We start from the raw sequence: 11,419 nt of genomic DNA, 5'->3' as shown, positions 1-11,419 counted from the left end.
CACTGCGTCCCGATGCAGAATTGTCGCGTCGACGACACAAAAATGCAGCGAAATGTCGATTGTCTCGGATTGCGGAACATTTAATGGACTATAAAAGCATTGTCCGATTCGAATTGTGCGCGTACATTTCAGGGCCGCGCGAAAGTTTGAGAAATATCAAGCGTGGTTTTCCCGAATCCGGTGTTCGAGAGAAGGAAACATGCACAACGACAACACCCCCCACTCGCGTCGCGCCAGCGACGCAACCGTATCCGGCATCACGCGGCGTCAATGGCTGCAGGGCGCACTGGCGCTGACGGCGGCGGGCCTCACCGGCTCGCTGGCGTTGCGGGCCCTGGCCGATAATCCCGGCACCGCGCCGCTCGATACGTTCATGACGCTCTCCGAAGCACTGACAGGCAAGAAAGGGCTGAGCCGCGTGCTCGGCGAACGCTTCCTGCACGCGCTGCAGAAGGGTTCGTTCAAGACGGCCGACGGTCTGTCGCAACTCGCCGGCGCGCTCGCGTCCGGTTCATTGGATTCCGATCAGCAGGCCGCCGCGCTGTCGATTCTCGAGGCGTGGTATCTCGGCATTGTCGACAACGTCGTGATTACTTACGAAGAAGCATTAATGTTCAGCGTCGTGTCCGATACGCTCGTGATTCCTTCGTATTGCCCCAACAAACCCGGCTTCTGGGCCGAAAAACCGATCGAGAGGCAAGCCTGATGGCGGATACCGATACGCAAAAGGCCGACGTCGTGGTCGTCGGGTCCGGTGTCGCAGGCGCGATCGTCGCGCACCAGCTCGCGATGGCGGGCAAGTCGGTGATCCTGCTCGAAGCAGGCCCGCGCATGCCGCGCGGCGAGATCGTCGAGCGCTTCCGCAACCAGCCCGACAAGACGGACTTCATGGCGCCGTACCCGTCGAGCCCGTGGGCGCCGCATCCGGAATACGGCCCGCCGAACGACTACCTGGTCCTGAAGGGCGAGCACAAGTTCAACTCGCAGTACATCCGTGCGGTGGGCGGCACGACGTGGCACTGGGCCGCGTCGGCGTGGCGCTTCATCCCGAACGACTTCAAGATGAAGACGGTGTACGGCGTCGGCCGCGACTGGCCGATCCAGTACGACGACCTCGAGCATTACTACCAGCGCGCCGAGGAAGAGCTCGGCGTGTGGGGCCCCGGCCCCGAGGAAGACCTGTACTCGCCGCGCAAGCAGCCGTACCCGATGCCGCCGCTGCCGTTGTCGTTCAACGAGCAGACGATCAAGAGCGCGCTCAACGGCTATGACCCGAAGTTCCACGTGGTGACCGAGCCGGTCGCGCGCAACAGCCGCCCGTACGACGGCCGGCCGACTTGTTGCGGGAACAACAACTGCATGCCGATCTGCCCGATCGGCGCGATGTACAACGGCATCGTGCACGTCGAGAAGGCCGAGCAGGCCGGCGCGAAGCTGATCGACAGCGCGGTCGTCTACAAGCTCGAGACTGGTCCGGACAAGCGCATCGTCGCCGCGATCTACAAGGACAAGACGGGCGCCGACCATCGTGTCGAAGGCAAGTACTTCGTGGTGGCCGCGAACGGTATCGAGACGCCGAAGATCCTGCTGATGTCGGCGAACCGCGATTTCCCGAACGGCGTCGCGAACAGCTCCGACATGGTCGGGCGCAACCTGATGGACCACCCGGGCACGGGCGTGTCGTTCTACGCGAGCGACAAGCTGTGGCCGGGCCGCGGCCCGCAGGAGATGACGTCGCTGATCGGTTTCCGCGACGGCCCGTTCCGCGCGACCGAAGCCGCGAAGAAGATCCACCTGTCGAACATGTCGCGCATCAACCAGGAGACGCAGAAGATCTTCAAGGCCGGCAAGCTGATGAAGGCCGACGAGCTCGACGCGCAGATCCGCGATCGTTCCGCGCGCTACGTGCAGTTCGACTGCTTCCACGAAATCCTGCCGCAGCCCGAGAACCGCATCGTGCCGAGCAAGACGGCCACCGATGCGGTCGGCATTCCGCGCCCGGAAATCACGTATGCGATCGACGATTACGTGAAGCGCGGCGCCGTGCATACGCGCGAGGTCTACGCGACGGCCGCGAAGGTGCTGGGCGGCACGGAGGTCGTGTTCAACGACGAATTCGCGCCGAACAACCACATCACGGGTGCGACGATCATGGGCGCGGATGCACGCGACTCGGTCGTCGACAAGGACTGCCGCACGTTCGACCATCCGAACCTGTTCATCTCGAGCAGCTCGACGATGCCGACCGTCGGTACGGTGAACGTGACGCTGACGATCGCGGCGCTGGCGCTGCGGATGTCGGACACGCTGAAGAAGGAAGTCTGACCGTGCGGAAATCTACTCTCACCTTCCTCCTCGCCGGCAGCCTCGCGCTGCCGGGGCTCGTGCGCGCGGCCGATTCGGCCGATCCCGCGCAGATCAAGCGCGGCGAATATCTCGCAGTCGCGGGCGACTGCATGGCCTGTCACACCGCGAAGGGCGGCAAGCCGTTCGCCGGCGGCCTCGGGATGCCGGTGCCGATGCTCGGCAAGATCTATACGAGCAACATCACGCCGGACCCCGACACTGGCATCGGCAACTGGACGTTCGACGAATTCGAGCGCGCGGTGCGTCATGGCGTGTCGAAGAACGGCACCAACCTGTACCCGGCGATGCCGTACGTGTCGTACGCGAAGATCAACGACGACGACGTGCAGGCGTTGTACGCGTACTTCATGCATGGCGTCGAGCCGGTCAAGCAGGCGCCGCCGAAGAACGAGATTCCGCCGCTGCTGAGCATGCGCTGGCCGCTGAAGATCTGGAACTGGCTGTTCCTGAAGGACGGTGCGTACCAGCCGAAGCCGTCGCAGAGTGCCGAGTGGAACCGCGGTGCGTACCTGGTGCAGGGCCTCGCGCACTGCAGCACGTGCCACACGCCGCGCGGCATCGCGATGCAGGAGAAGTCGCTCGACGAGACGGGCGGCAGCTTCCTGTCGGGCTCGGTGCTGGCGGGCTGGGACGGCTACAACATCACGTCGGACCCGAACGCGGGGATCGGCGGCTGGACGCAGCAGCAGCTCGTCCAGTACCTGCGTACAGGCAGCGTGCCGGGCGTCGCGCAGGCGGCCGGTCCGATGGCCGAGGCGGTCGAGCACAGCTTCTCGAAGATGACCGACGCCGACATCGGTGCGATCGCAACCTACGTCCGCACGGTGCCGGCGGTGGCCAGCGGCGACGCGAAGCAGTCGCGTTCGTCGTGGGGCAAGCCGGCGGAAGACGGCCTGAAGCTGCGTGGCGTGCCGCTCGCATCGTCGGGCATCGATCCGGCGCGGCTGTATCTCGGCAACTGCGCGAGCTGTCACCAGATGCAGGGCAAGGGCACGCCGGACGGCTATTACCCGTCGCTGTTCCACAACTCGACGGTGGGTGCGTCGAATCCGACGAACCTCGTGCAGGTGATCCTGAACGGCGTGCAGCGTAAGGCCGGCAGCGAGGACGTCGGGATGCCCGCGTTCCGCAATGAGCTGTCGGACGCGCAGATCGCCGCGCTGGCGAACTACCTGACGGGTCAGTTCGGCAATCCGGCCGCGAAGGTGACCGAGCAGGACGTCGCGAAGGCACGTTGAGGCCGGGCACGAAGCGGTAGGAAGTGGTACCAGGCAGCGCAACACGGAAAGAGGAGGAGCACAGCACATCGGGCGGGCCCCGATGCCGGTTGTTGCAGAGCGGGGCGGGCGGCACTGGCGGCCGCCTGTCCTGGTTCGTTGGCAATCCGGTGCGCGCGGTTCGCGCATCGCTTTCGTTGATCACACCATGACACCGAATCAACCGTTTCTCGCGTCCCAGCGCGATGTGCTGCTGCTGCTGTCCCGAATCCTGCTCGTGATTCTGTTCGTGATGTTCGGCTGGAAGAAGATCGCCGACTTCTCGGGCACGATCGCGTTCATGGGAAGCGAGGGCGCGCCCGCGCCGATCATCTCGGCGGCGATCGCCGTCGTGATGGAGTTGTTCGTCGGGATCGCGCTCCTCGTCGGCTTCCAGACGCGGCCGCTTGCGCTGCTGCTTGCGCTGTATACGATCGGCACCGCGCTCATCGGCCATCACTACTGGACGATGACGGGCGGCGAGCAGATGAACAACATGATTCATTTCTACAAGAACATCGCGATCTCGGGCGGCCTGCTCGCGCTGTGCGCGGCGGGCCCCGGACGTTTTTCGATCGATCGCGGGTGAGCGGATCGCCGGCGCGCGCATGGGGCGCGTGTCGGACGGTCCAGACTGCGAGGGGGCATGACTTTGCGACTCAAACATCTAGCATGGCTGATCGCGGCCGCCGCACCGGCGGCCGCGTCCGCACAAACAAGTGTGACGCTGTACGGCCGTATCGACGGCGGCGTCGAATACCTGAACCACATCGCGACACCGAACGGCAGCTCGACGCGCTGGAGCGCGGAAGGCGGCGACTGGGGTACCAGCATGTTCGGCCTGAAGGGTTTCGAGGATCTCGGCGGCGGGATGTCGACGGTCTTCAACCTGGAAACCGCGTTCCAGGTGATGAACGGCACGACGGGCGGCGGACGCATGTGGTCGCGCCGCGCGTATGTCGGGCTGAAGAGCGACACGTGGGGCCAGCTGCAGGCCGGCCGCAACCTGTTCATCGACAGCGATGGCGTGTGGGAATTCGATCCGTTCGTGCAACAGGCGTTTTCGTCGGCATCGCTCGTGCGCGGGCGCAACTGGCAGCAGAGCAGCAACAACATCGAGTATCACAGCCCGGTGATCGGCGGCTTTGACGTGCAGGCGCAGTATGCGTTCGGCAACCAGTCGCGCGGCTTCAACTACGGCGCGGCCGATGACTTCGGCCGCTCGGACGGGATCATGATCTCGTACCACTCGCCGGTGCTCGACGTGCGCGGCATCTACGACGAGCTGCGCGACAACAACGGCAAGTTCAGCAACATCTTCACCGCGTCGCGCGAGTATTTTGTCGGCGCGAACGTGAAGGTGTCGAAGTTCAAGATCCAGGGCGCGTATACGCATTACCAGGCGCCGGACAGCCCGGCTGGCGTTGCTGATCGCGCCGATCATTACTGGCTCGGTGCGACCTACACGGCCAATCCGCAGTGGGCCGTGACGGGCGGCGGGTATTACGTAAAGGTGGGCGATGGCGGCGGCGATGCGTCGCACGATCCGTCGGGCCACGCGATCATGTACGTGCTCGGCACCACGTACAACCTGTCGAAGCGGACGTTCCTGTATGGGACGGTTGCTTATGTGCGGAATGGCGGGAATTCGAACTTCTCGCTGCTGGCGTCGCCGCGCGACGCGACGTCGGGGACGAGCCCGATGACCGGTGAGTCGCAGACGGGGGCGTATGTGGGGATGATGCATACGTTTTGAGCGGGAAGGGTTGCGTAGGGGAAAGGCACGGGCGGTGAAAGGCTCGTGCCTTTTTGCGTTTACGGGCTTGCTGGGGCGTTGAGGTGCGTGTGCAGTGGTGTCGATGCATGATTACTGGGAGCGGGTGGACTTGGGGAATTGATACTGTATGGAAGCGGCAGGTTGCTCGTCCGCCGTTTTGTAGTCGGTCTGGTGGCCGGATGACCGGCTGTGGGGTATCGCACCACTACCGATATACCGATAAAGCGCGCTTGGTAGATTCACATTCGTTGACGTTTTCACCGGCTGGAAATTCAGGTGTCTGCACTCCGCGGTTGATTTAGCAGTGTGCGATGCTGAGAAGGTGCTGTGGTGCACACGGCTACTGGGGTGTCTTAGAACGGCCAGGAAGCGCCGTTCATTAGCGCCGCATGGTGGAGCGCACAGGCGTCCGACTCTATTCGGAAACCCCGCCACTCGAATCATAGATCGAGAAGTGCTAGTTAAAGTACGATGTCCGCGTTCTAAATCTTGAGAATCTCTTTTCGAAGCAAACCTATGAGCACATCAGAAAATGACATCCCAGTCGTCGCGGAACCGCCCCGTGGCGATCAACAAGGCTACGCCGTCGAAATCCCGACCATGAAGTCGCTTTTTATCGAAATGTGTTTTGGACAAACCGTCCTTGCCAAAGGTACAGCGTTCCTTGTGGCAAATAATCGCGAATCGCATTGTGCGCTAGTGACGAATCGCCATAACGTGACCGGCAGACATCAAATAACTGGCGAATGCTTGAGTAAGACGGGTGGTGTGCCGGACAACATTGTCATTTACTTCCATAAGAATGTTGACCATAACGGCGAATGGCTACCCATTCGCCTTCCGCTCTACCGTGACGACGGATCTCCATACTGGTTCGAACATAGCCTCTTGGGCAAGGAAGCCGACGTCGTCGCACTTAACTTGCGATGGGGAAGTGATGTCTGCAAGATGCCGTACTATCTCGAAACGACGCTTGATCGTTGTGATATGGTTGTCGGTCCTGCAGAGCCTGTTAGCGTAATCGGTTTTCCGTTTGGTCAGACATCCGTAGAAAAATTCCCTGTTTGGGCGACCGGATTTTTGGCACAGGAATTGTCGTTGGTTACGCCAGCCCATCCAACTTTCATGATTGACTGTCGAACGCGACAAGGTCAATCAGGGTCGCCTGTAATCGCCTACCGGGTTGGAAACCATCGAGTACGTCAAGGGGAAAAATGGGCTTCCGTGGTCTCACCTCATCCGATTTGGGAATTTCTTGGGATTTACGCGGGACGAGTTAATCCGGAGTCCGACTTGGGGCGTGTTTGGCACATTAGCGCAATTGCCGATGTCTTGGGAGTTGCTACAGCTGACGCTGCGCGGCGAAATGCCAATAGAGACGGAGAATGAGGTCGCAGCGGCTCGCATCACCGTAGTGGGTCCGGAAGCAGACAAAGAAAGAACCCATTGCGATCCGAACGGCCGCTCCGGGTCGAAACGCGTCCGTCGCGCTACCAGCGTGTCTTTTTTTTGCAATACTGTTGCGAAAACTGGCATCAATCAAAAATTTCGGATGTAAGAATAATATAGGGTTAAACATCTGTTCCATTATGGGTGGATCTGATCGAAAGAATTATCTTGAAAACCAAGAACAAGGTACTCGTCTATCTTACGTGGCGAGATGGATTGCTGACCTTCACACAGCCTAGGTTTCCGGAAGCCGGTAGGCAGGTGGTTGCCGGCACGATGGAGCCGGGAGAAATGCCGGTAGCCGCCGCGCTACGTGAGTTACGCGAGGAAAGTGGCATCGACAATGCCGAAGTTGTGCGTGTTCTCGGCAACTACTTCTACTCGATGACGAAATTCGGAAGAAGCGAGATCCAGAACCGGCATGTCGTGCATGTCAGGGTGAGAGACGCTATTGTAATGAAGGCGAGTTGGACGCATTTCGAGGACACTCCAAGTACCGGCGGTGAACCCATCGAATTCAACTTTGAGTGGTATCCCTTTTTTGAAGCAGAATGCGCGCTGATCGGTGGGCATGATTTCTTCGTACCCATGCTGAAACACTTCCTGCGTGAGCATGCAGATGCGTGATTGAGCCGAGACAGAAACATGAAGGTGTGTATCGTAGGCCCGTCGGGTGCGGGGAAGTCGACGATCGCCATGCAATTGGCACGCAAGTTCAATGTCGCCACGCACGAATTCGACCACGTCTATTGGGACATGACTGCGGCCGAGTTTGTGAAGAACTCGGACGAATCAATGGCGCAGGCGATCGGAAACATCCTCGAGCAGGACCGCTGGTTTGTCGAAGGCGCATACGACAAGCGGATGTATCCGCTGCTCGTCGAGTGTTCGTTGATCTTGCGGGTCGAGGTTTCGTTTCGCGTGAGAGCGATACGTCTGATCAAGCGCTTCATTCATTCGACGATGACGCGCAAGCTGCCCAAGGAAACCTTCCGGAACACCATCGACCTGATCAAGTTTTCATATCACTTCGACCACCGACTCAGCATATTTCTGTCCGGCGACGTGACGCTCTCGCGGAAAGTTGTTTCAGTTCGCGACGTATCGTCGTGTATTGAGGCGATGCGCGCGACGGGGCTTTGCTGAGGCCAGTGTTGAAACCTCACGCTTTACGGTCCGTCTCGCGCCTTGCCTCAGAACACGCACGCCTCAGTCGTCGTCAGCACCGCGAACGGCCCGCCAAGCGTCGCATTGTGATGCGCGATGATCCGCTCGGCCGGCAGCGCGGGCGTGTCCATGCAGGTGTGCGCATCGGCGACGAGCACCGCCCGAAACCCGAGATCGGCGGCTGCGCGGCACGCGGTATCGACGCAGTACTGCGTCTTCATCCCGGTAATCACGATTTCCCCGATACCAGCCGCGTGCAGCCACTCGGCGAGCCGCGTACCTGCGAAGCAACTCGGCCGGGTCTTGTCGAACACGATGTCGCGTGCGGTATCGATCGCGAGTTCCGGCAGCAGCGCGGCCAGCGGCGCATCGGGCGCAATCGGCGAGTCGGCCGGGCCGGTGTGGCGCACGGCGAACACGGGCGCACCGGCTTCGTGCGCGCGACGAATCAGCCGGTTGATGTTGGTCAGCACGCGTTCGCCGTTATGCGGACGATCGGGGCCATGGAACAGCCCGACCTGCATATCGATGACGAGCAGCGCACGTTTGGGGGAAGGGACTTCGGACATCGCGTTCTCCTGAATGGCCGATGCAGACGGAGAAACGACAAGACCCCGTCCGGAACCGGCGGGGCCTGTGGGAATCGGTGACGCTACGATCTTGCGCGCACTCGCCGCACGGACCCGCCGAAGGCGGTCGTGCGCGTGGTCGTCGAAAGGGTGATCGTAGCGTTATGCATTGAACGATCATGCCCGATGCGAGGGCGCGACGTCAATGACGCGCCACCCACCGCCCACCGTTCAATCAAGCGCCTTCCCCGCCTTCTCATCCATGCACCGAATCGCGAGCAGCGTAAACGCGCCACACCCGATCGCATACCACGCAGGCGCATTCGGATTCCCGGTCGCCGCGATCAGCCACGTGACGAAAAACTGCGCGAAGCCGCCGAAGATCGCGACGCCCACGCTATACACCAGCGCACCGCCGGTGGCACGCACCGCACGCGGGAACAACTCGCCGAGCATCGCACCCGTCGCGCCGATGTTGATCGCGTGCACGATCGACAGCGCCGCGATGATCGACAGCAGCGACGCGGCGCCCGGCCAACGGTTCAGAGCGATGAACGCCGGATAGATCGCGGCCATCAGCGCGATGCGCGTCCACCAGACGATCCGGTTGCGTCCGTAGACATCGGAGAGGTGGCCGCCGATCGGCGTCACGAGCATCAGGATCGCGCCGGCGACGCAGCCGGCCGTCATCGACAGCCAGGTCGGCAGGTGCAGCACCTGCACGCCGTAGATCGCCATGTAGAACACGATGATGTAGTGGATCGACGTGCCGCCGATCGTCACGCCGAGGCCCGCGAACACGGCCCTGCCGTGATGGCGCAGCACGGCGGCGAGCGGCAGCGACGCGACCGGCTCGTCGTGCGTGGCGGCGGCTGCGGGCGCGGCAGGCGGTACTTCCTCGACGGTGCGGCGCAGCCAGTAACCGATCGGCACGAACAGCGTGCCGATGATGAACGGCACGCGCCAGCCCCAGCTTTCGAGCTGCGCGGCAGTGAGCGTTGACGTCAGCGCGACACCGGTCAGCGCCCCCGCGAGCGCGGCGAGCCCCTGGCTCGAGAACTGGAACGACGCATAGAAGCCGCGGCGGTGCTGCGGCGCCTGTTCGAGCAGCAGCGTCGTCGAAGCGCCGACTTCGCCGCCCGACGCGAACCCTTGCAGCAGCCGCGCGAGCACGAGCAGCAGCGGCGCGGCGAGGCCGATCTGCGCGAAGGTCGGCGCGACCGCGATCGTCGCGGTGCCGAGCGCCATCAGCAGCAGCGTCAGGATCATCGCCTTCTTGCGGCCGGCGCGGTCGGCGTACATGCCGATCACGAGCCCGCCAAGCGGACGCGTGACGAAGCCGACGCCGAAGCTCGCGACCGCGAGCATCAACTGCCCGAACGACGAGTGCACGGGAAAGAACAGCTTGCCGATCAGGATCGCGAAGAAGCTGTAGACCGTGAAGTCGTAGAACTCGAGCGCGTTGCCGACCGCGGCGGCCGCGATCAGGCGGCGTTTCTTCGCGGCGGCGCGGGCATCGGCCGGCGAGCCGGCGAACGAAAGGGCGGACGTTTCCATGAGGTTCCCCTGCTAAGGCGCGGAACTGCGTGATGAAGGGCCGTCAGGCCGCGAGCCAGGCTTCGGCGACGCGAACCCAGTAACTCGCGCCAATCGCGAGGATGTCGTCGTTGAAGTCGTAGCCCGGGTTGTGCACCATGCAGCCACCCTTGCTACCGATCCCGTTGCCGATGAATGCATAGCAGCCGGGGCGCGCCTCGAGCATGAACGCGAAGTCCTCGCTGCCCATCAGCGGCGCGGCGTCGGTTTCCACGCGTTCGGCGCCGAGCATCTGGCGCGCGATGTCGGCGGCGAACGCGGTCGGTTCCGGATGGTTGACGAGCACCGGATAGCCGTAGTCGTAATCCACTTCCGCCGCGACGCCGAAGCTTTCCGCCTGGCCCTTCACGAGCGCTTCGATGCGGCGCGCAAGCAGCGCGCGCACGTCGGCGTTCAGCGCGCGCACCGACAGCTTCATCACGACGGTTTCGGGAATGATGTTGAAGGTCTCGCCGGCCTGCACGCTGCCGACCGTGATCACGGCCGCATGCTGCGCATCGACCTCGCGCGCGACGATCGTCTGCAGCGCGACCATGATGCTGCCCGCGGCCGACATCGGGTCGCGCGCGAAATGCGGCATCGCGCCGTGACCGCCGACGCCGCGCAGCGTGATCGTCACGCGGTCGGCCGACGCCATCGCGGCGCCGGTGCGGAACGCCATGTCGCCGGCGGCGCGGCCCGGCATGTTGTGGATCGCGAAGATCGCGTCGCACGGGAAGCGGTCGAACAGGCCGTCGTCCATCATCGATTTCGCGCCGCCGAAATTTTCCTCGGCCGGCTGGAAGATCAGGTTCAGCGTGCCGGAGAACTGGCGCGTGGCAGCCAGGTGACGCGCCGCGCACAGCAGCATCGCGGTGTGGCCGTCGTGGCCGCACGCATGCATCTTGTTCGCATGGCGGCTCGCGTAAGGCAGGCCGGTGGTTTCGGCGAGCGGCAGCGCATCCATGTCGGCGCGCAGCCCGACGGTGCGCGTGCCTTGTCCTTCGCGCAGCACGCCAACGACGCCGGTCTTGCCGATGCCGCGGTGCACTTCGTAGCCCCAGCCCGTGAGCAGCTCGGCGACGAGATCGCTCGTCAGCGTTTCCTCGAACGCGAGTTCCGGGTGTGCGTGGATGCGGCGGCGCACTTCGATCAGGTCGGGCGCGATCGCGGCGATGCCGGGGATGACGGGGTTCACGGCTTGCAGCATGGAGTCTCCTGTGGGGCGGGGAGGGGCGTTTGACGCGCCTATGACGAGC

11 protein-coding genes are annotated in these 11,419 nt (G+C 62.9%); 8 read left to right on the top strand and 3 right to left on the bottom strand.

Features of this window, described 5'->3' with window-relative positions; genetic code table 11:
• The first annotated feature begins 199 nt into the window (after positions 1 to 199).
• The 8 genes from LMA02_RS24710 (at position 200) to LMA02_RS24675 (ending at position 7,995) form a co-directional block, all read left to right on the top strand.
• Complete coding sequence (locus LMA02_RS24710) at positions 200 to 706, top strand: sorbitol dehydrogenase family protein (protein ID WP_228910003.1); 507 nt, start codon at positions 200 to 202, stop codon at positions 704 to 706.
• Complete coding sequence (locus LMA02_RS24705) at positions 706 to 2,325, top strand: GMC family oxidoreductase (RefSeq protein WP_228907882.1); 1,620 nt, start codon at positions 706 to 708, stop codon at positions 2,323 to 2,325. Before LMA02_RS24710 ends, LMA02_RS24705 begins: the two co-directional genes overlap by 1 nt.
• A gap of 2 nt (positions 2,326 to 2,327) precedes the next feature.
• Positions 2,328 to 3,605: a cytochrome c gene (locus LMA02_RS24700; protein WP_228907881.1), complete on the top strand. Its 1,278-nt coding sequence runs from the start codon at positions 2,328 to 2,330 to the stop codon at positions 3,603 to 3,605.
• 187 nt (positions 3,606 to 3,792) lie between these two features.
• Entirely contained in the window at positions 3,793 to 4,212 is a 420-nt protein-coding gene (locus LMA02_RS24695) for a DoxX family protein (protein ID WP_166724353.1), read from the top strand.
• 57 nt (positions 4,213 to 4,269) lie between these two features.
• Complete coding sequence (locus LMA02_RS24690) at positions 4,270 to 5,379, top strand: porin (protein WP_228907880.1); 1,110 nt, start codon at positions 4,270 to 4,272, stop codon at positions 5,377 to 5,379.
• 537 nt (positions 5,380 to 5,916) lie between these two features.
• Entirely contained in the window at positions 5,917 to 6,789 is an 873-nt protein-coding gene (locus tag LMA02_RS24685) for a trypsin-like serine peptidase (protein WP_228907879.1), read from the top strand.
• 228 nt (positions 6,790 to 7,017) lie between these two features.
• Complete coding sequence (locus LMA02_RS24680; protein ID WP_228907878.1) at positions 7,018 to 7,476, top strand: NUDIX hydrolase; 459 nt, start codon at positions 7,018 to 7,020, stop codon at positions 7,474 to 7,476.
• Between the two features lie 18 nt (positions 7,477 to 7,494).
• Entirely contained in the window at positions 7,495 to 7,995 is a 501-nt protein-coding gene (locus tag LMA02_RS24675) for a (d)CMP kinase (RefSeq protein ID WP_228907877.1), read from the top strand.
• Between the two features lie 47 nt (positions 7,996 to 8,042).
• On the opposite strand, the gene LMA02_RS24670 is transcribed toward LMA02_RS24675, so the two are convergent.
• The 3 genes from LMA02_RS24670 to LMA02_RS24660 form a co-directional block, all read right to left on the bottom strand.
• On the bottom strand, positions 8,043 to 8,585 hold the full coding sequence (locus LMA02_RS24670) for a cysteine hydrolase family protein (protein WP_228907876.1): 543 nt from the start codon (positions 8,583 to 8,585) through the stop codon (positions 8,043 to 8,045).
• 231 nt (positions 8,586 to 8,816) lie between these two features.
• Positions 8,817 to 10,142 carry an MFS transporter gene (locus LMA02_RS24665; protein WP_228907875.1) on the bottom strand — a complete coding sequence of 442 codons (1,326 nt, stop codon included), beginning with the start codon at positions 10,140 to 10,142 and terminating at the stop codon, positions 8,817 to 8,819.
• A 43-nt stretch (positions 10,143 to 10,185) separates the two neighbouring features.
• Complete coding sequence (locus LMA02_RS24660) at positions 10,186 to 11,370, bottom strand: M20 aminoacylase family protein (RefSeq protein ID WP_228907874.1); 1,185 nt, start codon at positions 11,368 to 11,370, stop codon at positions 10,186 to 10,188.
• Positions 11,371 to 11,419 lie beyond the last annotated feature (49 nt).

Origin of the sequence: Burkholderia sp. B21-005 (assembly GCF_020843965.1) — a bacterium.
Classification (GTDB): domain Bacteria; phylum Pseudomonadota; class Gammaproteobacteria; order Burkholderiales; family Burkholderiaceae; genus Burkholderia; species Burkholderia ambifaria.
The sequence above is the reverse complement of the archived record's forward strand: the minus strand, read 5'-3'. Positions and strand labels throughout refer to the sequence as shown.

Excerpts from the sequence above, each read along its gene's own strand:
- LMA02_RS24690 (WP_228907880.1), top strand. The coding sequence starts at position 4,270 with ATGACTTTGCGACTCAAACATCTAGCATGGCTGATCGCGGCCGCCGCA.
- LMA02_RS24665 (WP_228907875.1), bottom strand. The coding sequence starts at position 10,142 with ATGGAAACGTCCGCCCTTTCGTTCGCCGGCTCGCCGGCCGATGCCCGC.
- LMA02_RS24675 (WP_228907877.1), top strand. The coding sequence starts at position 7,495 with ATGAAGGTGTGTATCGTAGGCCCGTCGGGTGCGGGGAAGTCGACGATC.
- LMA02_RS24705 (WP_228907882.1), top strand. The coding sequence starts at position 706 with ATGGCGGATACCGATACGCAAAAGGCCGACGTCGTGGTCGTCGGGTCC.
- LMA02_RS24660 (WP_228907874.1), bottom strand. The coding sequence starts at position 11,370 with ATGCTGCAAGCCGTGAACCCCGTCATCCCCGGCATCGCCGCGATCGCG.
- LMA02_RS24685 (WP_228907879.1), top strand. The coding sequence starts at position 5,917 with ATGAGCACATCAGAAAATGACATCCCAGTCGTCGCGGAACCGCCCCGT.
- LMA02_RS24695 (WP_166724353.1), top strand. The coding sequence starts at position 3,793 with ATGACACCGAATCAACCGTTTCTCGCGTCCCAGCGCGATGTGCTGCTG.
- LMA02_RS24670 (WP_228907876.1), bottom strand. The coding sequence starts at position 8,585 with ATGTCCGAAGTCCCTTCCCCCAAACGTGCGCTGCTCGTCATCGATATG.
- LMA02_RS24710 (WP_228910003.1), top strand. The coding sequence starts at position 200 with ATGCACAACGACAACACCCCCCACTCGCGTCGCGCCAGCGACGCAACC.